We start from the raw sequence: 18,673 nt of genomic DNA on the forward strand, positions 1-18,673 counted from the left end.
CGACACGCCGCCACAACGAGGTCTGGTAGAAGAAACCCATGGCGACTCCTCTCGTGTCCTCCATCCTCCAACTCCTGCTCGGCGTGGACCTCGGCGCCTCCGATGGAACCGCAGGCAATCGCTTCGCGATCGAAGGTCTGGCCTGGGCGCCGGAAAAGGATGGCACGGCCAGCCTCCGGATCGACCGACTCGAAGCGGCATCCCTTCAGCTCTCCTCCGGAGAGCTCACGCTGGCAATCGGCCGCGTGGCCGTGCGCGGCCTCGTCGCGCAGATACGCAGCGAGGCCGGCGCGCCGCAGTTGGCCGGCGTCGAGGCCCGCGAAGCCGAGTTCTCGGGCCTGAAGCTGCACGGCCCCTTGCGCATGCCGCCGCGGCTGCACGAGGCATGGAACACCGCGCATGCGCCGGCTGCAGAAGCCCCCGCCTCTCAAGCGTCGGCCGATGCAACAAGCCTCACGCCCCTCGGCACGGCCCACGGCACCATCCGCGGACAGATCACCGATGCGCACCTGCTCTTCGATGCCGACGTGACGGTGCCGGTACGCGGTGGGCGGATCGATTTCAACGACGCGACGGTCGAGCACCTCGGTCCCGACTCGCGCATGGGCGTGAGCCGCCTGGGCATCTATGTCGATGCGCCCAATGGCCGCAGCTATGTGTACCGGTTCGCCTCGGCTCCGCTGGCCGGCGTGGCCTTCGAGCGCCGCGGTGCGCTGTTGAGCCCATGGATCTCCGAGCGCGGCAAGCTGCAGTTGCAGGAATTCGCCGAATCGATGCTGCGCCGGGGCCTTGGCCAGGGGCACGAGGGATTGACCGAGCAGGCGCGCGACCTGCTGGGGCGCACTTCGCTGTCCGGCGACCTGCAGCTGGGCGACGGAGGCTTCGCGCTGCCGGGATTGCAAGGCCGCCTCGAAGGCCGCGACGAAGGCCGCAACCGCATCGGGCTGCATTCCGAGGCCGTGGGCCGCGGCGTGACGGTGGAGATCGATTCGCTGCTGGTGCGCGACGCAGCCTCCGCTGCGGAGAACGCGCACCTTAGCTGCGACACGCTGCGGGCGAAGCTCAAGCTCCAGCTTGTTTCAGAGGGCGCGGAGATGCGCTTCGTGCTCGATCTCGAGAGCGGAACCGCGGCCGGACTCCGGTTCGACCGAAGCGCACCCGCGGCTGGATGAGCGTGGATCGAAAACGCCGATCAGCCACCCGCTCGCCGCACCGTCGCCCTGAAATCCGGGGACCGCGCCACCACCGCCGCGATTTCCGCCATCAACGCCCTCGCCCCCGGCGATGCCAATGCGCCCTGCCGCTGCGTCAACCCGATCTCGCGGCGCGTCTCGTCGAGCGGGAAGCCCAGCACCACCAAGCTGCCGTCGCGGATTTCGTAGCGCAGTTGATGCGGCGAGATCGCTGTGAGCATGTCGCTCTCCAGCAGCAGGCCGCGCAGCACGGCGAGGTCGCCTGTTTCCACCGCGGGGATCGGAGGTGCCTCGCGTGCCGACGAGAAGAAGCGCTCGAGCAGTTCGCGTGACGGCGTGTTGTGCCGCGAGAGGGCCCACGTCGCCTGCCGCAGCGCATTGAAGTCGATGCGCTTCGCGCGCTCCAGCGGATGGCCGGCGCGCGCGATCACCGCAATGCTGTCCTCGAACAGCGCCTCCTGCTGCAGGTCCCTGGCTTCGGCGGGGCTGCGCAGCGCGCCGAGGATGAAGTCGACGTCGCCGCTGCGCAGCGATGCGGCCAGCGCGTCGTACGGGCTCTCGACCGTGGCCACATGCAGCCCCGGATGCCGCGCGAGCAGCGAGGCGATCGCGAGCGGCAGGATCTGCGTGCGCCCGAGCGGAAGCGCCCCGACGGTCACGCTCCCCTGCAGCATGCCTTCGCTCGCGGCGATGTCCGGCCCGATGTGGCGCAGCTCCGCGAGCACGCGCTTGAAGTAGAGGGCCACGATCTCCCCGGCCGGCGTCGGCGCGAGGCCGCGCGCCTTGCGTTCGAGCAACGCAACGCCCAGGCCGCCCTCCAGGTCCTTCAGCGCGCTGCTGACGGCCGGCTGCGTGATGCCGAACTCGCGCGCGACCGCCGGCATGTTGCGCTTCTCGACCAGGCTCGCGATCACCGCGAGCCGCCGGCCGTTGAGGATCGACGCGAAGAGCGAAGGCACATCGGCCGTCGCGCCGATGCCGCCGCGCGCAACGAGCTGCGCGCGCGCCTCCTCGAACTCGCGCTCGATGCGGCGCGCGCGCACCAGCACCAGGTCGCCGTAGGAATTGAGCGCCATGCCGCGCGCGCGGCGATCGAAAAGCGGCCTGCCCAGCGCGCGCTCGAGTTCGGAAATGGAGCGCGTGACGCCCGAGGCGACGCGGTACAGCTGCTCGTCCGCGGCCCTGGCGATGCTGCCGGCGGCGGCCACGGCCGAGAACGCGCGCAGGTGCCGCAGGTTGATGGCGAGCGCGCTGCCGATCACTTTGTCTTGCTGGTTGGCCGGAGTCACTTCGATCCCTGGGGTAAACCCTGCCGATAAGAAAGTCTGATGGTAGGGCAACGCGAACTCACCCCACGCAACGGCGCGTGCAAACACACTCGAAGGCATCCGAGCCAACAACAACCGATGGGGTTGCCAAAAGAAAATGATCATCGACTGCCACGGCCACTACACCACCGCGCCCAAGGCGCTGGAGAACTGGCGCAACCAGCAGATCGCAGGGCTGAAAGACCCGGCGATGAAGCCCCGTGTCGCCGACCTGAAGATCAGCGACGACGAGTTGCGCGAATCGATCGAGGGCAACCAGCTTCGTCTCATGAAGGAGCGCGGCAGCGACCTCACGATCTTCAGCCCACGCGCGAGCTTCATGGCGCACCACATCGGCGACTTCGAAACCTCGTCGACCTGGGCCGCGATCTGCAACGAGCTGTGCTTCCGGGTGAGCGAGCTGTTTCCCGACCACTTCATCGGCGCGGCGATGCTGCCGCAGTCGCCCGGCGTGGACCCGCGCACCTGCATTCCCGAGCTGGAGCGCTGCGTGCGCGAATACGGCTTCGTGGCGATCAACCTCAACCCCGATCCCTCGGGCGGGCACTGGACTTCGCCGCCGCTGTCGGACCGCCACTGGTATCCGCTCTACGAGAAGATGGTCGAGCACGACATTCCGGCGATGGTGCATGTCAGCACCAGCTGCAACGCCTGCTTTCACACCACCGGCGCGCATTACCTCAACGCGGACACCACCGCGTTCATGCAGTGCCTCACCTCCGATCTCTTCACCGATTTCCCCACGCTGCGCTTCGTGATCCCGCACGGCGGCGGCGCGGTGCCGTATCACTGGGGGCGCTTTCGCGGATTGGCGCAAGAGATGAAGAAGCCCTTGCTCAAGGACCACCTGCTCAACAACATCTTCTTCGACACCTGCGTCTACCACCAGCCGGGCATCGACCTGCTGACGCGCGTGATTCCCGTGGACAACATCCTCTTTGCAAGCGAGATGATCGGCGCGGTGCGCGGCATCGATCCGGAGACCGGGTTCTTCTACGACGACACGCGCCGCTACATCGACGCGACGCCGATGCTCGATACCGAGACGCGGCACAAGGTGTTCGAAGCCAACGCACGCCGCGTCTATCCGCGCCTGGATCGCGCACTCATCGCCAAAGGCCTCTGACCCATGTCCAACACCCTCCAACAGCAACTCGGCGTCGTCCATCGCAACATTGCGCGCGCCGATGCAGCCGCGGTCGAAAAGCTCTCGCGCTTCGGCGTCTCCACCGTGCACGAAGCGCTCGGCCGGCTCGGGCTGATGCAGCCGCGCATCCGCCCCATCCACCCCGATGCGCGCTTCTGCGGCACCGCCGTCACCGTGCTGCTGCAGCCCGGCGACAACTGGATGCTGCACGTCGCGGCCGAGCAGCTCCAGCCCGGCGACGTCGTGGTCGCCGCCTGCACCAGCGACAGCACCGACGGCTTCTTCGGCGACCTGCTCGCGACCTCGTTCAAGGCGCGCGGCTGCAAGGGCCTGGTGATCGATGGCGGCGTGCGCGACGTGCGCGACCTCAACGCGATGGGCTTCCCCGTGTTCAGCCGCGCCATCCATTCGAAAGGCACCATCAAGGCAACCCTCGGCTCGGTCAACGTGCCGGTGGTGTGCGCTGGCGCGCTGGTGAACCCGGGCGACGTGGTCGTCGCCGACATCGATGGCGTGGTGGTCGTGCCGGCCGCGCGTGCGCAGCAGGTGGCCGATGCGGCCGAGGCCCGCGAAGCCAACGAGACCGCCAAGCGCGAGCGCTTCGCCGCCGGCGAACTGGGCCTGGACATGTACGCCATGCGCGAGCCGCTGGCCAAGGCGGGTCTGCGCTACATCGACTGACGAGACCGCACCGCAGTCCTACCCTCCCGCGAAACCATGAAGACCTCTTCCCTCCGCCGCCCTTTCCTCGCTCTCCCCCTCGCCCTTGCCGGGCTGCTCGCGCTCGGCGCCTCGATCCACGCCGGCGCCGCCGACGCCTATCCGTCCAGGCCCGTGAAGATCCTCGTCGGCTACAGCGCCGGGGGCGCGGTCGATGCCATCGCGCGCTCGGTCGGCCAGCGCATGGCGACGATCCTCGGCCAGCCCGTGGTCGTCGAGAACAAGCCCGGCGCCGGCACCAACATCGCGATCAAGTCGCTGACGTCGAGCGTGCCCGATGGCTACACGCTGCTGCTGGCGGCCAATGCGCTTGCGGTGAACCCGTCGATGTACCAGCCCGCACCCTACGACCTCGATCGCGACTTCACGCCCATCTCGATGGTCGGCCGCGTGCCCGTGGTGTTCGCGGTGCGCGAAGGCTCGCCGATCAAGACGCTGCCCGAGTTCGTGGCCGCGGCCAAGGCCAAGCCGGGCGGCGTGACCGTCGCGACGCCGGGCAACGGCGCCACGCCGCACCTGGCGATGGAGCTGTTCCAGCACACCGCCGGCCTCAAGCTGAGCCATGTGCCCTACAAGGGCGGCGCGCAGGCGATCACCGACGTGCTGGGCGGTCACGTCGACGTGGTGGCGGTCAACGCGCTCGAAGTGCTGCCGCTCGTGAAGGGCGGCAAGCTGAAGGTGCTGGCGGTAATGAGCACCGAGCGCTCCGCCGTGCTGCCGGGCGTGCCGACGGTGGCCGAGTCAGGCTATCCGGGCTTCGAGGCCAGCGTCTGGTACGGCTTCGTGGCGCCTGCCGGGCTGCCGAAGCCGGTGCAGGAGAAGCTGCACGAGGCGGTGCAGAAAGCGATCGATTCGAAGGAGGTGCGCGATCAACTCGCCGCGGCCGGCGGCGTTCCCCTGCCGGGGCCGACCGCGCAGTTCGAGAAGCTGCTCAAGAGCGACGCGGCCCGCTACGGCAAGCTGATTCGCGAAGCCAGCATCAAGCCGGATTGACTCCATGGCAACGCCCCTCAAGGGAATCTGCTCGATGGCGACCCGCGGGTTGCTGGACGAACTGGCGGCGGCGCACTCGCGGCAGAGCGGCGTGCCGGTCTCGTTCCTGGCTGTGGGCGGCGTCGATGCCGCGCGGCGCGTGGCCGATGGCGAGGCTTTCGATGTGGTAGCCCTGGCCTCGGACGCGATCGACAAGCTCATTGCAGCAGGCAGCCTCGACGCAGCGGGCAAGGTCGACATCGTCCGCTCGGAAGTCGGCGTCGCGGTGCATGCCGATGCCGAGCCGCCCGGCATCGCCACGGAAGATGCCGTGCGCCGCACCGTGCAGGCGGCGGCCAGCATCGCCTATTCGACCGGCCCGAGCGGCGTTGCGCTGCTCGCATTGTTCGGGCGCTGGGGCATCGCCGACGAGATCCGCGGCCGCCTCGTGCAAGCGCCGCCCGGTGTGCCGGTCGGTGCGCTGGTCGCACGCGGCGAGGCCGCGCTCGGGTTCCAGCAGATGAGCGAACTGATCGGCCTCGAAGGCATCCGCTTGCTCGGCCCGCTGCCGCAGGCCATCCAGATCGTCACGACCTTCTCGGCCGCGCCGGGCTTCTGCACCCCGCAGCCGGCCGCCGTGCGCGCCCTGCTCGATTTCATGGCCTCGGACGGCAGCGCCGAAGCCAAGCGCCGCCACGGCATGGCGCCGGCTCCTCAGAGGTAGCGCACCTCTGCCGGCACCTCGAACCAGTTGTTGTTGCGCCCGTCCATGTAGCGCACCGGCGCGGTCGAAAGCTCTTCCAGCGTCGCATCGTCCAGGCAGCTCACATTCACGCTGACATACGCGCCGCCGATCTGCGGCACGTTGCCGCGGCCGAACGACTTGATGCCGCAGGTCTTGCAGAACAGGTGCTCGGCGCTGTGCGAGGCGAACTGGTAGCTCGACAGGTTTTCTTCGCCCGAAAGCAGCGTGAAGTCTTCGGGCTTGACGATGGCGCCCCAGCCGCGCGCCTTCATGCAGATCGAGCAATTGCACTTGCCGGTGCCCGCGGCGAGGTCGATGAGGGCCTGGAAGCGGACCTTGCCGCAGTGGCAGCTGCCGTTGTATGTCTTCTTCATGGTGACGTCCTAGAGATGGGTTGGAGAGAAACCCGAGGCTACGACCCATTGCGGACAGATTCTGTCCTCGATCCGAGGCATCATCCGGTCCATGCTGTCTGCCTCCGCACGCCTCATCAGGCTTCTTTCCCTGTTCCAGGCCCAACGCGCATGGACCGGCGCCGGCCTCGCCGAACGGCTCGAAATCACCGAACGCACGCTGCGCCGCGACGTCGACCGGCTGCGCAGCCTGGGCTACACGGTCGACTCGACCTCGGGCGTGGCCGGCGGCTACCGGCTCGGCGCAGGCGCCGCCCTGCCCCCGCTGCTGCTCGAAGACGAAGAGGCCATCGCGGTGGCGCTGGGCCTGGGCAACCCGAGCGACGGCAAGGGCGACATCGAGAACGCGTCGATGCGCGCCCTCGCCAAGCTGGAGCAGTTGATGCCGCCGCGCCTGCGCAAGCGGCTCGACAGCGTGCGCGCATCGGTGGTGCCGCTCGCGCGCGGCAAGTCGGAGGTACGGCTGAAGGCGGTCACGCTGTTCGCCGAAGCCTGCACCGACCGGGCCGCACTGCGCTTCGACTACCGCGACCACCACGCCAAGGCGACCGCGCGCACGGTGGAGCCGCACCGCGTGGTGCAGTCGGGCCAGCGCTGGTACCTGCTGGCGTGGGACACGGCGCGCGAGGACTGGCGCACCTTTCGCCTCGACCGCATCGTGGCGCCCGTGCCGACCGGCGCGCGCTTCACGCCACGCAGGCTCCCGCACGGCGATGTGGCGGCGTACATGGAACAGGCGCTGCGCGTCTCGCCCTACCTGCACCACGCGCGTGTCGTGGTGCATGCGCCCGCCAAGGCGCTCGAGGCGCACCTGGGCTGGGTGGGCGGCGTGCCCGAGGCGATCGACGACAGCACGACACGGATCGCGACCGCAGCCAATTCGCTCGATGCGCTGGCCGTGTGGCTCGGCTGCCTCGGGCATGACTTCGAGGTGGAATCGCCGCCGGCGCTGGCCGAGCACCTGGCGCTCGTCGCGGGGCGGCTCGGCAAGGCTGGGGCGCGCACGCCGCGCAAACCGCAAAAGCCGGCTGCCCGCCTCCCTCATCTATAGGATAGGCAGGCGCCGCGCCGATCCGTACGCTGGCGACTGTCGCAACCCTTCCAGGAACCGCCCATGTGCCTCGCCCGCGGCCCGATTCCATGACGACCACGCAGGTCGCGCTGGTCGAGGACGACACCGGCGTGCGCGAGCGCATCGCGCGCGTCATCGGTGCCGACCCTTCGCTCGCGCTGGCCTACAGCGCCTCGAGCGCCGTGGACATGCTGCGCTGGCTGGGCGAGAACCCGGTGGAGGTGCTGCTGGTGGACCTGGGCCTGCCCGACCTGCCGGGCCTGCAGGTGATTCGCCGCTGCCGCAGCATGCAGCCGGCCTGCGCGGTGATGGTGCTGTCGATCTTCGGCGACGAGGCCAACATGGTCCTGGCCTTCGAGGCCGGCGCGAGCGGCTACCTGCTCAAGGACGGCACCGAGGCCGATCTCGCCACCCACATCCGCAACCTGCGCGCAGGCGGCTCGCCGATGTCGCCGGTGATCGCGCGGCAGCTGCTGCGGCGCTGGCAGACCCGCGCCGACGCGTCGCAGCGCGGTCCGGGGAGCCCCGGCGCCGGTGCCGCCCGCTTCTCCGCCGTGACGCCCGAGCGCCTGTCGCCGCGCGAGTCGGAGGTGCTCGGGCTGGTCTCTCGTGGTTTCACCTATGTCGAAGTCGGCGCGCAGATGGGAGTCTCGGCCTCGACGGTCCAATCCCATATCCGCAATATCTACGGCAAGCTGGATGTGCACAACAAATCGGAAGCTGTGTTCGAAGCCCGCAACCTGGGCTGGCTTCCCTGAGTTCCCTGAAGCGGTCCGGCGGGCCTGCCTGCGCTGGCCCTTGCTCGCCGCCGCCACGCTGTCGCTCCTGATCCTGGCCCCCGCGCTGCTCCTGCCGGCCTCCACCGGCCATGCGCGCTCGGTCGATGCCGCCGGCAGCCTGCCCGACGGCATGGACGTGCGCTCGGCCGAGGCCACGCTCGAGCCCGACGGCCTGCCGCCGCAGGTGCGCCGGGTGCAGTTGCCCTTTCGGTGGGACCACGCCTTTCCCGGCCGCGGCGGCAAGGCGAGCTACCGCATCGAGCTGCCGGCCGTGGCCGTGCCCGAGGGCGGACCCGCGGCGCTGCTGCTCTCGGGCGTGGGCAACCAGGTAACGATCTCGCTGGACGGTGCGCTGCTTGCGAGCTTCGGCAGCCTCGGCAACCCCGGCTACGACGCGGCCAAGGGCTCGCAGCTGGTGCCGGTCGCCGCTGCCCTGCACCGCAGCGACCAACCGCAGCAACTGGTGATCCGGACCACGCTGCAGCGCCAACGCGGCGGCGGGCTCGCGAGCATCCGCTATGGCGCCGAGGCGCCGCTCGCCGCGCTCCACCGCACGCAGCAGAACTGGCGCAACAACTCGGCCATCGTGTATTCGGTGAGCCTGCTGCTGATGGGCGGGCTGGCCGGCGGCCTGTGGCTGCGCCAGCGCGACGCGCTCTACGGCTGCTTCGCGCTGGCAGCGCTCTCGGGCGTCACGCGCAACCTCGACCGCGTCTGGCCCGACGTGCCGGTGCCATGGCCGCTCTGGGGCGCGCTGGTGGCGGTCTGCTATGCCTGCCACATCGGGCTCATTGCACGCTTCGTGCTGCTGGTGCTGGACCGCAACCCGCCCTGGCTGGTGCGCTCGATCTACGGCGCGCTGGCGCTGTCGGTCACGCTGGCCTGCGCTTCCTTCGCGCTCGCCAGGCCCCTGCTGTGGACCAGCGGCCTGGTGGTTCTGCAGGTAACCAGCATCGTCTGCCTGCCCTATGTGATCCACGGCGCGCTGGTGGCGCGGCGGCGCATCGCGGGGGTGCTGATGGCGGCGGGCATGCTGGCCATCCTGGCCGGCGCGCACGATCTGCTGCTGGTGCGCATGGGCCTCTTCGGCGGCGCCTACTACACGCTCACGCCGCATGCGATGTTCTTCTTCGTGGTGATCCTGGCCGGCCTGGTGGTGGAGCGCTACAGCCGCACGGTGGCCGACTATGGCGCGCTCAACGCCAGCCTTGCGGCGCGCGTGGCCGAGCGCGAGGAACAGCTGCGCGGCGCCTTCGAAACGGTGCGCCTGCAGCAGCAGGAGCAGGCGGTGCTGGTGGAGCGGCAGCGGATCATGCGGGAGATCCACGACGGCGTCGGCTCGCAGCTGGTGGGCCTGCTCAACGTGGTGACGCAGCCCGCGCCCGACCGGGCCGTGGTCGAGGAGCATGTGAAGCTCGCGCTCGACGAAATGCGCATGGCGGTCGATTCGCTGCAGCCCGCGCAGGACGACCTCTCCACCGTGCTGGCGACGCTGCGCTACCGGCTGCAGCCGCGGCTGGACGCGGCCGGCATCGAACTGGTCTGGAACGTGGCGCTCATCCCCACCGTTGCGCCTTTCGCGGCGCAGGCCGCGCTGCAACTGCAGCGCATCCTGCTGGAGGCCTTCACCAACGTGCTCAAGCATGCGGCGGCCACGCGCATTGTGATGCAGGTGAGCTGGCACGGTGACGAAACGCCGCCGCTGGTGCGCATCGTGCTCACCGACAACGGGCGGGGCCTGTCCCGCGCGACGGGCGGGACCGGTGAGAACGCGGACGCGGGCGCGGGCGCAGCGGCGAGGCCAGCGGGCCACGGCATCTCGAACATGCGCTCGCGCGCGCAGGCGATCGGCGCGCGGCTGGAAATCGAGCCGGCAGACGCCGAGACTGGCGGCGGCACGCGCGTGCGGCTCGAATGGCCCTGCGTCATGCCCTGAAGCAGCCCGGCCGGGCCGGGCTCACCGCAACGCGAATGCAAGCGTGACCGCGCCCAGCGCCAGCAGCCCGAGGCCGGCGATGAACACCATCTCGCCCCAGGCCTCCAGCCGTGCACCCGAACGGCGCGAACGCATCGAGATGAAAGACAGCAACGCGCTGGCCAGGAAGACCAGCGCGTCGATGGCAAGAAGCCGGTCGATCAGCAACCGCATGTCGTCGCGCGGCCCGAGGTGGCCGATGGACATCACGGTCATGCACACGCCGATCATCGTGGCCGAGGTGGGCAGGATGTGCGCGGAGAGACCGCCAGTAGATGAAGTCATGCGAAGGCTGTCCGTATCGGGCTTTTCGAGGGACACCGAGGAACCGGCTTGGCCGGGCCTCTGGTGTCGCCCCCGGTAGGGGGTTGGCGCGCGCGACACGAAGTGCGCGCGGCCTGGGGCGAGCCTATCCAATGCGCACCGGGACGAAGATCTTGTCTTCGCCGCGCTGGATCAGCAGCGCCACCGACTTGTTGGCCGCCTTCGCCACCACCTCGCGCACCTGCTCCAGGCTCTGCGCCGGCGTGCCGTTGATGGCCAGCAGCACGTCGCCGGCTTGTACGCCCGCCTGCGCCGAAGGGCCGGCCGCGTCTTCGATCAGGAGGCCGGTGTCGACGCCGGCCTCGCGCTTCTCCTGCGGCTGCAGGGGGCGCAGCGCCAGGCCCAGCTTGCCCTGGCCAGCGCCGGTGTCGGCCTTCGCGACCTGGGCCGGCTTGTCGCTGGCATCGCCGAGCTTGGCCTGCAGCTCTTGCCGCTCGCCCTGGCGCCACACTTCGAGCGTGACCTTCTTGCCGGGCGCCTGCTGGCCGATCACCGCGGGCAGGTCGCCCGAGGAGACGATGGCCTGGCCGTCGACCTTGCGGATCACGTCGCCCGCCTTCAGGCCCGCCTTGTCGCCGGGGCCGCCCTTCTCGATGTTCGAGACCAGCGCGCCTTCGGGCTTGTCGAGCTTGAACGAATCGGCGAAGGCCTGGTTCACTTCCTGCACCGCGACGCCCAGGCGTGCATGCGAGGCCTTGCCGGTCGCGACGATCTGGTCCTTCACCTGCACTGCAACATCGATCGGGATCGCGAACGACACGCCCTGGTAGCCGCCGCTGCGGCTGTAGATCTGCGAGTTGATGCCCACCACCTCGCCCCGCGTGTTGAGCAGCGGGCCGCCGGAGTTGCCGGGGTTCACCGCCACGTCGGTCTGGATGAAGGGCACGTAGCTGTCGTCGGGCAGCGAGCGGCCCTTGGCGCTCACGACGCCGGCCGTCACCGTGTTCTCGAAGCCGAAGGGCGAGCCGATGGCCAGCACCCATTCGCCGACCTTCAGGTCCTTGGTGTTGCCCAGCGCGAGCACGGGCAGGTTCTTCGCATCGATCTTCAGCACGGCGATGTCGGTCTTGGCATCGGCACCGAGCACCTTGGCGCGGTATTCGCGGCGGTCGGTCAGCTTGACGGTGACCTCCTTCGCGTCCTTCACGACGTGGGCGTTGGTGATGATGATGCCGCTCGGGTCGACGATGAAGCCCGAGCCCTGCGCGCGCACCGGCACGTCGCGTTGTTGCTGCTGGCCGCGCGGCCCCATCTGGCCCTGGAAGCGCCGGAAGAACTGGAACATCGGGTCATCGGGGTCGATGCCCTGGATCTCGGCGGCAGCCTCGTCGTCCGACGCCTTCATGGTGCCGGTCACGCTGATGTTGACCACGGCCGGGCCGTCGCGCGAGGTGATGGTCGAGAAATCGGGCAGCGTCACCATCGCGGGGGCTGCGGCGATGGGGGTGGCGTTGGTCGGGGCGCTCACGGCGCTGGTGTAGGCGCCGGCACCGACGGCGCCGATCACGCCGGCGCTTGCCAGGGCGATCACCAGGGCGCGGGGGGAAGTCAGGCGGGTGTTCATGGCTCGGTTCCTTTCAATTGCGTATGGACGCAAAACACGATGAAAGGAATGTCGTTGCGCTGACTTAAGCGCGGCTTAAACGGGAACTACGCTCCTCTGCCTCCCGAAGAGGGAGCGAAGACCACGCGCACGCGCAGCCCGCCGAGGCTGGGGGATTTCTCCAGCGTCACCGTGGCGCCGTGCAGATCGGCAATCGACTTGACGATGGACAGCCCCAACCCGCTGCCCGGCGCCTGCGGTTCGCCCGAGCGGTAGAAGCGGTCGAGCACGCGCTCTCGCTCGGCTTCCGGCAGCCCGGGGCCGCTGTCGTCCACGCTGAGTTCGACCGCATCGCCACGCTTGGCGATGCCGATGTCGACGCGCCCTTCCTCGGGCGTGTACTTGACCGCGTTGTCCAGCAGGTTGCGCAGCAACATGCGCAGCGCCTCGGGCTGGCCCTGGACGACTGCCGTATCGGCATGCGCGATGCCGATGTCGATGCGGCGTGCCTGCGCGCCCGCCACCGCGTCCGAAATGGCGAGGCGCGCCACCTCGCCCAGGTCGACCGGTTCCGGCTTCGCGCCGGCCGCCATGCTGGCCTCGTGCCGGGCCAGAGCGAGCATCTGCTCGACCAGCCGCGTTGCGCGGTCGATGCCCGCGACCAGCCGGCTCACGGCGAGCTCCCGCGCCGCATCGTCGGGCGCGCGCTGCAGGCCCTGCACCTGGAGCTTCAATGCCGCGAGCGGCGAGCGCAGTTCGTGCGCGGCATCGGCGACGAAGTGCTTCTGCGCATCGAAGGCATGGCGCACACGGCCGAAGAGCAGGTTCAGTTCCTGCACCAGCGGGCGCACCTCCTCGGGCAGGCCCTCGTCGCTCACCGGCGAAAGATCGTCGGCCTGCCGCGAAGCCACCTGCTTGCGCACGCGGGCCACCGGCGCGAGCGAGCGGCTCACGACCCACCACACGACCAGCATCAAGAGCGGCGCCATCAGCGCGACCGGTGCGATGGTGCGCAGCGCCAGCGTGCCGGCCATGCTGCGCCGCGCCGCCATGTCCTGCGCCACCTGGATCACGAGGCCGCGCGTCTGCATCGAGAACACGCGGTAGGTGGTGCCGCGCGCGCGCACGTCGGCAAAGCCCAGCACCGCGAGCTGCGGCAGCGCCGCCTGGTCGGCGGACTCGAAGACGCGCACGCCGTCGGCGGTCCACACCTGCACCACGAATTCGAAGTTCTGCTCGCCGCTGCCGATGCCGCCGACGGCCGCGCTGGGCGGCAGGCCCGAGCGCAGCGACATCGCCATCTGCTGCATGTGGTAGTCGAAGATGTCGTCGGCCTCGTGCAACACCGTGCGGTAGGCGACAAGGGCCTGCGCCCCAGCGGCCAGCACGATGGCCGCGAGCAGGAACCACAGGAGACGCGCGCGCAGCGATCCGGTCAGGCTCCGGGTCATACCTTCGGCACCATGTAGCCGACGCCGCGCACGTTGCGGATGAACTCGGCGCCCAGCTTCTTGCGCAGGCCATGCACATAGACCTCGACCGCGTTGCTGCTGATCTCGTCTTTCCAGCTGTAGAGCTTTTCCTCGAGCTGCGCGCGCGAGAGCACCATGCCCGGACGCGCCAGCAGCGGCTCGAGCACCGCCCACTCGCGCGCCGACAGCACCACCGGCTGCCCGGCCACCGTGACCTCGCGGGTGGCGGGGTTGATGCTCACGCCCATGTGCTCGTACACCGGCTCGGCGCGCCCCGCCGCGCGGCGCAGCAAGGCACGGATGCGGGCCAGCAGCTCGTCGAGGTCGTAGGGCTTGAGCACGTAGTCGTCGGCGCCGGCATCGAGCCCTTCGATGCGCTGCTGCACCGAGTCGCGCGCGGTGGCGATGAGCACCGGCATGCGCTGCTTGCGGGCGCGCAGGCTGCGCAGCACCTCCAGCCCGTCGCGGCGCGGCACGCCCAGATCGAGCAGCACCAGGTCGTACTGCTGGGTGCGCAGGGCCGACTCGGCGGCCTCGCCGTCCTTCACCCAGTCCACCGCGTATTGCTCGGCGCGCAGCAGGTCGAGCACGGCCTCGCCGATCATCACGTCGTCTTCGAGAAGCAGGAGTCGCATGGTTGTGTTCCGTTGTCCGGTCTTCGGGATTCGAGGCGGCGGCCGTGGCGAAGTTCAGTTCAGAGGAGCGAGCGGACTTCGCGAGCGGCCTCAAACAGCAGCGGCAGCATCTCGCGCTGCAAGGCTTCTTCCTGGTAGCGCGTGCCTGACAGCACCACGTTGAGCGCGGCCACCGTGTGGCCCTGCATGTCGCGCAGCGGCACCGCGAGCGCCTGCACGCCGAGCTCGTGCTCCTCGCTGGCAAAACAATAGTCGTCCTTGCGCGTGCGGGCAACGAGCGTGCGAAGGCCCCGCGCCTGCGTCACCGTCTGCGGCGTGAGCCGCGCGAGGTGACGGCCCTTGAGCCATTGCGTGAACTGCGCGGGCGCCAGGGCGGCGAGCAGCACGCGGCCGGTGGAGGTCGCATGCGCCGGCAGCCGCGCGCCCAGGTGCAGGCCGTAGGCCAGCACGCGCGTCGGCGTGCCGTAGCTGCCGCTGCGCGCGACGATGACCACCTCTTCGCCATCGAGCACTACCGCGGAAAACGATTCGCCGGTCTGCGCCGCGAGCCGGTTCAGCGTGGGTTGCAGCGCGCGCGGCAGGCGCGACGAGGCGAGGTAGCTCCCCGAGAAGCGCAGCACCTTGGGCGCCATCCAGAAATAGCTGCCGTCGGTCTCCAGGTAGCCCAGGTGGGCGAGCGTGAGCAGGTGGCGCCGGGCCGCGGCGCGCGTGAGGCCGGCGCGTTCGGCAGCCAGCGTGGCATTGAGGCGCTGGCGCTCGGTGTCGAAGCTTTCGAGCACCGCCATTCCCTTGGCGATGCCCTCGATGAAATCGGCCTTGGCGATGGTCATTCGGGGTCTCAATTCGAAGTGTTGCGCGATCATCGCGCACGCGTTCGCATGATCGCACAGTGCCTCGGAATGCCGTGAACCAAGCGGCCGGCCGCACCCTACGCTCGGCAAAACCCTTCTCGGAGACACGAACATGCGCACCCAGGTCGCGATCATCGGCGCGGGCCCCGCCGGCCTTCTGCTCGGTCAACTGCTTTTCAAGGCAGGTATCGACAACGTCATCGTCGAACGCCAGAGCGGCGACTACGTGCTCGGCCGCATCCGCGCCGGCGTGCTCGAACAGGTGACGATGGACCTGCTGGCACGCGCCGGCGTCGATGCACGCGCCCGCACCGAGGGGCTGCCGCACGAAGGCATCGAGCTGCTGTTCAAGGGTGCGCGGCACCGCATCGACATGCACGGCCTCACCGGCGGCAAGCAGGTCACTGTGTACGGCCAGACCGAGGTGACGCGCGACCTGATGGAAGCGCGCGCCACCGAGGGCCTCACGACGATCTACAGCGCCGCCAACGTCAGCCTGCACGACTTCGATTCAGCCAAGCCGCGCGTGCGCTACGAGAAGGACGGCCAGACGCACGAGATCGAATGCGACTTCATCGCCGGCTGCGACGGCTACCACGGCGTGAGCCGCGCGAGCGTGCCGGCCGATGCGATCCAGACCTACGAGAAGGTCTACCCCTTCGGCTGGCTCGGCGTGCTGGCCGATGTGCCGCCGGTGTCGCACGAACTCATCTATGCGAACACCGAGCGCGGCTTCGCGCTGTGCAGCATGCGCAGCGCCACGCGCTCGCGCTACTACGTGCAGGTGCCGACCGAAGAGCGTGTCGAGAACTGGAGCGACGAGGCCTTCTGGAACGAGCTGCGCGCGCGCCTCGACCCCGAGGCCCGCGAGCGGCTGGTGACCGGCCCGTCGCTGGAGAAAAGCATCGCGCCGCTGCGCAGCTTCGTCGCTGAGCCGATGCGCTTCGGCGCGCTGTTTCTCGCGGGCGACGCGGCGCACATCGTGCCGCCGACCGGCGCCAAGGGACTGAACCTCGCGACGGCCGACGTGGGTTACCTCTCGCGCGCGTTCGAGATCTTCTACAGTGAAAAATCGGCTTCGGCGCTCGATCGCTATTCGGACCTGTGCCTGCGCCGCGTGTGGAAGGCCGAGCGCTTCTCGTGGTGGTTCACCTCGCTGATGCACCGCTTTCCCGAGACTGGCGCCTTCGGCCAGAAGATCCAGGAAGCCGAGCTCGACTACCTCGTGCATTCGCACGCGGCTTCCACCGCGCTGGCGGAAAACTACGTGGGGCTGCCGCTCGAGGATTTCTGAGCGGCTAGGCCCAGCACTTCGTCGACCCGCCGCTGGTCTTCGTCGTAGATCCAGCACTCGGAGAGCTTGCCGTCCTTCACCGCGTAGCGCAGCAGGCGCTCCAGTTCGAAGGTGCGGCCTTCGTACTCGAACTGCTCGACGGCGACGATGAGACCGAAGTGCTCGCCGGCCAGCACGTCGCGGATCGCGACCAGCCGGCGGTTCGTCTTTTCCTTCACCTCTTTGAGCACGGCGAGGCAGGCCGCCTTGCCGCGGTGTGTGCCCGCGAGCGGGCTCTGCCCGAAGTAGTGGAAGACGACCTCGCCGTGGTAGCAGTCGAAGATGCCCTTCAGGTCGTTGGCGGCCCAGGCATCTGCATAGCGCTGGACGACCGCGTGGATCTCGCTCGAAGCGGCGGAACTGCTCATCTGCGTTGTGTCTCCAGCGTCTTCTTCATCGCTTCACCGCCCTTCTCCATCATCGGCCCGACGTAGGCGGCGAACTCGTCGGGCAGCACGTCGGTGATCCATACGAAGCGCGAACGCCCTTCGCCATCGGCGAACACCTGCGCGGATGCATGGTGGTGGCTCGCCTTGCCATCGGTGATCGTGTAGGCGAGCCGGCGATTCGCCTCGTCGATGCCCACCAGCAGCTCCCGCGCGACGAGGCCGTTGGCAAAGCTCACGATGCGGGCGCCCTGCCCGTCCAGCTTGCAGTCCGTGAGGAAGCCGGGTGCGAGACGCGTGTGCACGGCGCCGAAGTCGCGCAGCGCATCCCACACCTGCGCAGCATCGGCCTCGACGCTGAATTCCTTGTAGATCGTGGCCATGGTGCTTTTTCCTTTCCGCGCTTCAAGGGCAGACCGCCTCGACGTTGTTGCCGTCGGGGTCGATGAGGAAGGCCGCGTAGTAGGTCGGGCTGTAGTCGGCGCGCGGACCGGCGCCGCCGTTGTCGGTGCCGCCGGCCTTCAAGCCCGCCTTGTGGAAGGCCTCGACAGCCTTGTGATCGGGTGCGCGGAACGCGATGTGCGTGCCCGGCCCCTTGGCGCCCTTGGCCGCATAGAGCCAGAGCGCGGGTGCGTCGGCCGGGCCGATGCCGGCATAGCTGTCGTCGTGGCTGCCCAGCACATGGCCGAGCGGTGCGAGCGCGGCTTCGTAGAAGCGCCGGCTCGCGGCGAGGTCTTTGACTTTCAGTCCGATGTGGTCGTACATGGCGATGACTTCCTGCTTGATGAATGAACCAGGCGGTCATCATTGAGCAGGGCTGCCATGCGGTCTTGGAGAATCTTGCGGTCGCCCTTGGCGGCCTGCCGGAAGCCGCGCGGCGACACGCCGGCCGCACGATGGAAGGTGCGCGTGAAGTTGCTGAGGTCGGCAAAACCCACGTCGAACGCCACATCGGTCACGGGCCGATCGTCGTCCGCCAGCAGGCGTGCCGCGTGGCGCAGGCGGGAGCGGACCAGGTACTGGTGCGGCGTGACGCCGAGCACCTGCGAGAACAGGCGAAGGAAATGGAAGGAGCTCAGGCCCGCTTCGGAGGCCGCGCCTTCGAGCCCGATGTCGTCGTGCGAATTGGCATCGATCCAGATCGCGGCATCGACCGCACGGCGCCTGTCGCGGGGCGCGGCGGACTGCGGCAATGACGGCTTGCCGCGGCCGCCCACCACCTCGACGAATCGGCTGGCGAACCACATGCCCAGTTCGTCGAGCCCGATATCGCTCTCGCCCTCGGCCGCGACTTGCGCAAGCTCACCGAGCACCATGAGTTCGGGCAATGGCGGAAGCCCTGCGGTGCGCCAGGTCTGCTTGTCGCCGCCGATCAGGTCGACGAAGCCGGGCGAGAGGTGGAACGCCAGGCACTCGTCGCCGCAGAGGTGGTGGTCGTGGGTGCAGACGTATTCATCGCCCGGGCAACCCACCAGCACCGAGCCGGCCACCAACTCGTAGGCGTTGCCCCGCGTGCGGTAGCCGAAGCTGCCCTTGCGCACGTACGAGACCGAGTAGTCCTCGTGCATCTCGGTGAAGGACGGCGCACCCGGCCCCGCGTCGCAGCGGTAGCTGGACACGCGGATCGGATCGGTCTGCAGTTCGGTGGTGATGAGCATGGCGCGTCTGCTCTTTGTACACCCTGTCGTGGGAAGCGCTCAGAAGGTGTGAAGAAACCGTAGCGAGCGGTTCGAGCTTGCACCGAGGACAGGAGCCGTACTCTGTACGGTGAGGACCGCAGGTGCG

General features: G+C 69.2%; 20 protein-coding genes. 9 read left to right on the forward strand and 11 right to left on the reverse strand.

Translation table 11 applies throughout. The features are described 5' to 3' along the window. The first annotated feature begins 38 nt into the window (after positions 1–38). Entirely contained in the window at positions 39–1,172 is a 1,134-nt protein-coding gene (locus tag J2W23_RS25125; RefSeq protein WP_307650683.1) for a hypothetical protein, read from the forward strand. A gap of 20 nt (positions 1,173–1,192) precedes the next feature. Here J2W23_RS25125 and J2W23_RS25130 read toward each other — a convergent pair whose 3' ends face one another. After that, entirely contained in the window at positions 1,193–2,482 is a 1,290-nt protein-coding gene (locus J2W23_RS25130) for a LysR family transcriptional regulator (RefSeq protein ID WP_307650684.1), read from the reverse strand. 136 nt (positions 2,483–2,618) lie between these two features. Here J2W23_RS25130 and J2W23_RS25135 point away from each other — a divergent pair, with 136 nt between their 5' ends. From J2W23_RS25135 to J2W23_RS25150, 4 genes are read left to right on the forward strand one after another with little or no spacing between them, the layout of a single operon-like run. Then, positions 2,619–3,647 (forward strand): amidohydrolase family protein, encoded by a 1,029-nt coding sequence (locus tag J2W23_RS25135; RefSeq protein WP_307650686.1) that lies wholly within the window; start codon positions 2,619–2,621, stop codon positions 3,645–3,647. Between the two features lie 3 nt (positions 3,648–3,650). Then, the gene (gene ligK, locus J2W23_RS25140; protein ID WP_176657117.1) at positions 3,651–4,349 is read left to right on the forward strand and encodes a 4-carboxy-4-hydroxy-2-oxoadipate aldolase/oxaloacetate decarboxylase; all 699 of its coding nucleotides are present in this window, start codon (positions 3,651–3,653) and stop codon (positions 4,347–4,349) included. A gap of 36 nt (positions 4,350–4,385) precedes the next feature. Continuing rightward, positions 4,386–5,381: a Bug family tripartite tricarboxylate transporter substrate binding protein gene (locus J2W23_RS25145; protein ID WP_307650687.1), complete on the forward strand. Its 996-nt coding sequence runs from the start codon at positions 4,386–4,388 to the stop codon at positions 5,379–5,381. Between the two features lie 4 nt (positions 5,382–5,385). Continuing rightward, entirely contained in the window at positions 5,386–6,084 is a 699-nt protein-coding gene (locus tag J2W23_RS25150) for a substrate-binding domain-containing protein (protein WP_307650688.1), read from the forward strand. Here the strand turns inward: J2W23_RS25150 and J2W23_RS25155 are convergent. Next, complete coding sequence (locus J2W23_RS25155) at positions 6,075–6,479, reverse strand: GFA family protein (protein WP_176657114.1); 405 nt, start codon at positions 6,477–6,479, stop codon at positions 6,075–6,077. The two genes, J2W23_RS25150 and J2W23_RS25155, sit on opposite strands and share 10 nt — an antisense overlap. A 91-nt stretch (positions 6,480–6,570) precedes the next feature. Here J2W23_RS25155 and J2W23_RS25160 point away from each other — a divergent pair, with 91 nt between their 5' ends. From J2W23_RS25160 to J2W23_RS25170, 3 genes are all read left to right on the forward strand, one after another. Beyond that, positions 6,571–7,569, forward strand: a complete 999-nt coding sequence (locus J2W23_RS25160) for a helix-turn-helix transcriptional regulator (RefSeq protein ID WP_307650689.1) — start codon at positions 6,571–6,573, stop codon at positions 7,567–7,569. 89 nt (positions 7,570–7,658) lie between these two features. Continuing rightward, positions 7,659–8,348 (forward strand): response regulator transcription factor, encoded by a 690-nt coding sequence (locus J2W23_RS25165; RefSeq protein ID WP_176657112.1) that lies wholly within the window; start codon positions 7,659–7,661, stop codon positions 8,346–8,348. 40 nt (positions 8,349–8,388) lie between these two features. Beyond that, entirely contained in the window at positions 8,389–10,305 is a 1,917-nt protein-coding gene (locus tag J2W23_RS25170) for a sensor histidine kinase (RefSeq protein WP_307650690.1), read from the forward strand. Positions 10,306–10,326: 21 nt separating this feature from the next. Here J2W23_RS25170 and J2W23_RS25175 read toward each other — a convergent pair whose 3' ends face one another. From J2W23_RS25175 to J2W23_RS25195, 5 genes are all read right to left on the reverse strand, one after another. Next, entirely contained in the window at positions 10,327–10,629 is a 303-nt protein-coding gene (locus tag J2W23_RS25175) for a hypothetical protein (RefSeq protein WP_176657110.1), read from the reverse strand. A 124-nt stretch (positions 10,630–10,753) separates the two neighbouring features. Beyond that, positions 10,754–12,232, reverse strand: coding sequence for a DegQ family serine endoprotease (locus J2W23_RS25180; protein WP_307650691.1), 1,479 nt, complete (start codon positions 12,230–12,232; stop codon positions 10,754–10,756). Positions 12,233–12,318: 86 nt separating this feature from the next. Beyond that, positions 12,319–13,662 carry an ATP-binding protein gene (locus J2W23_RS25185; protein WP_307650692.1) on the reverse strand — a complete coding sequence of 448 codons (1,344 nt, stop codon included), beginning with the start codon at positions 13,660–13,662 and terminating at the stop codon, positions 12,319–12,321. Beyond that, the gene (locus J2W23_RS25190; protein WP_176657107.1) at positions 13,659–14,318 is read right to left on the reverse strand and encodes a response regulator; all 660 of its coding nucleotides are present in this window, start codon (positions 14,316–14,318) and stop codon (positions 13,659–13,661) included. Before J2W23_RS25190 ends, J2W23_RS25185 begins: the two co-directional genes overlap by 4 nt. 59 nt (positions 14,319–14,377) lie before the next feature. Further along, the gene (locus J2W23_RS25195; RefSeq protein ID WP_307650693.1) at positions 14,378–15,148 is read right to left on the reverse strand and encodes an IclR family transcriptional regulator domain-containing protein; all 771 of its coding nucleotides are present in this window, start codon (positions 15,146–15,148) and stop codon (positions 14,378–14,380) included. A gap of 133 nt (positions 15,149–15,281) precedes the next feature. On the opposite strand from J2W23_RS25195, the gene pobA reads away from it, so the two are divergent. Next, positions 15,282–16,463, forward strand: a complete 1,182-nt coding sequence (gene pobA / locus J2W23_RS25200) for a 4-hydroxybenzoate 3-monooxygenase (protein ID WP_307650694.1) — start codon at positions 15,282–15,284, stop codon at positions 16,461–16,463. On the opposite strand, the gene J2W23_RS25205 is transcribed toward pobA, so the two are convergent. Genes J2W23_RS25205 through J2W23_RS25220 form a run of 4 tightly spaced genes read right to left on the reverse strand, consistent with a single transcriptional unit; the run spans position 16,433 to position 18,546 of the window. Beyond that, on the reverse strand, positions 16,433–16,870 hold the full coding sequence (locus J2W23_RS25205; protein ID WP_307650695.1) for a nuclear transport factor 2 family protein: 438 nt from the start codon (positions 16,868–16,870) through the stop codon (positions 16,433–16,435). The genes pobA and J2W23_RS25205 overlap by 31 nt on opposite strands. Further along, a complete protein-coding gene (locus J2W23_RS25210; protein WP_307650696.1) occupies positions 16,867–17,271 on the reverse strand; it encodes an SRPBCC family protein in 405 nt (134 codons plus the stop codon). Before J2W23_RS25210 ends, J2W23_RS25205 begins: the two co-directional genes overlap by 4 nt. 22 nt (positions 17,272–17,293) lie before the next feature. Then, the gene (locus J2W23_RS25215; protein ID WP_176657102.1) at positions 17,294–17,653 is read right to left on the reverse strand and encodes a VOC family protein; all 360 of its coding nucleotides are present in this window, start codon (positions 17,651–17,653) and stop codon (positions 17,294–17,296) included. Then, the gene (locus J2W23_RS25220; RefSeq protein ID WP_176657101.1) at positions 17,632–18,546 is read right to left on the reverse strand and encodes an AraC family transcriptional regulator; all 915 of its coding nucleotides are present in this window, start codon (positions 18,544–18,546) and stop codon (positions 17,632–17,634) included. The genes J2W23_RS25215 and J2W23_RS25220 overlap by 22 nt, the downstream gene beginning before the upstream one ends. Positions 18,547–18,673: the final 127 nt, after the last annotated feature.

Origin of the sequence: Variovorax boronicumulans, from assembly GCF_030812215.1 — a bacterium.
Classification (GTDB): domain Bacteria; phylum Pseudomonadota; class Gammaproteobacteria; order Burkholderiales; family Burkholderiaceae_C; genus Variovorax; species Variovorax boronicumulans_C.

Bases quoted from the DNA above. Each gene is read 5' to 3' on its own strand.
- J2W23_RS25125 (WP_307650683.1), top strand. From the start codon at position 39: ATGGCGACTCCTCTCGTGTCCTCCATCCTCCAACTCCTGCTCGGCGTG.
- J2W23_RS25135 (WP_307650686.1), top strand. From the start codon at position 2,619: ATGATCATCGACTGCCACGGCCACTACACCACCGCGCCCAAGGCGCTG.
- ligK (WP_176657117.1), top strand. From the start codon at position 3,651: ATGTCCAACACCCTCCAACAGCAACTCGGCGTCGTCCATCGCAACATT.
- J2W23_RS25145 (WP_307650687.1), top strand. From the start codon at position 4,386: ATGAAGACCTCTTCCCTCCGCCGCCCTTTCCTCGCTCTCCCCCTCGCC.
- J2W23_RS25150 (WP_307650688.1), top strand. From the start codon at position 5,386: ATGGCAACGCCCCTCAAGGGAATCTGCTCGATGGCGACCCGCGGGTTG.
- J2W23_RS25155 (WP_176657114.1), bottom strand. From the start codon at position 6,479: ATGAAGAAGACATACAACGGCAGCTGCCACTGCGGCAAGGTCCGCTTC.
- J2W23_RS25160 (WP_307650689.1), top strand. From the start codon at position 6,571: ATGCTGTCTGCCTCCGCACGCCTCATCAGGCTTCTTTCCCTGTTCCAG.
- J2W23_RS25165 (WP_176657112.1), top strand. From the start codon at position 7,659: ATGACGACCACGCAGGTCGCGCTGGTCGAGGACGACACCGGCGTGCGC.
- J2W23_RS25175 (WP_176657110.1), bottom strand. From the start codon at position 10,629: ATGACTTCATCTACTGGCGGTCTCTCCGCGCACATCCTGCCCACCTCG.
- J2W23_RS25180 (WP_307650691.1), bottom strand. From the start codon at position 12,232: ATGAACACCCGCCTGACTTCCCCCCGCGCCCTGGTGATCGCCCTGGCA.
- J2W23_RS25185 (WP_307650692.1), bottom strand. From the start codon at position 13,662: ATGACCCGGAGCCTGACCGGATCGCTGCGCGCGCGTCTCCTGTGGTTC.
- J2W23_RS25190 (WP_176657107.1), bottom strand. From the start codon at position 14,318: ATGCGACTCCTGCTTCTCGAAGACGACGTGATGATCGGCGAGGCCGTG.
- J2W23_RS25195 (WP_307650693.1), bottom strand. From the start codon at position 15,148: ATGACCATCGCCAAGGCCGATTTCATCGAGGGCATCGCCAAGGGAATG.
- pobA (WP_307650694.1), top strand. From the start codon at position 15,282: ATGCGCACCCAGGTCGCGATCATCGGCGCGGGCCCCGCCGGCCTTCTG.
- J2W23_RS25205 (WP_307650695.1), bottom strand. From the start codon at position 16,870: ATGAGCAGTTCCGCCGCTTCGAGCGAGATCCACGCGGTCGTCCAGCGC.
- J2W23_RS25210 (WP_307650696.1), bottom strand. From the start codon at position 17,271: ATGGCCACGATCTACAAGGAATTCAGCGTCGAGGCCGATGCTGCGCAG.
- J2W23_RS25215 (WP_176657102.1), bottom strand. From the start codon at position 17,653: ATGTACGACCACATCGGACTGAAAGTCAAAGACCTCGCCGCGAGCCGG.
- J2W23_RS25220 (WP_176657101.1), bottom strand. From the start codon at position 18,546: ATGCTCATCACCACCGAACTGCAGACCGATCCGATCCGCGTGTCCAGC.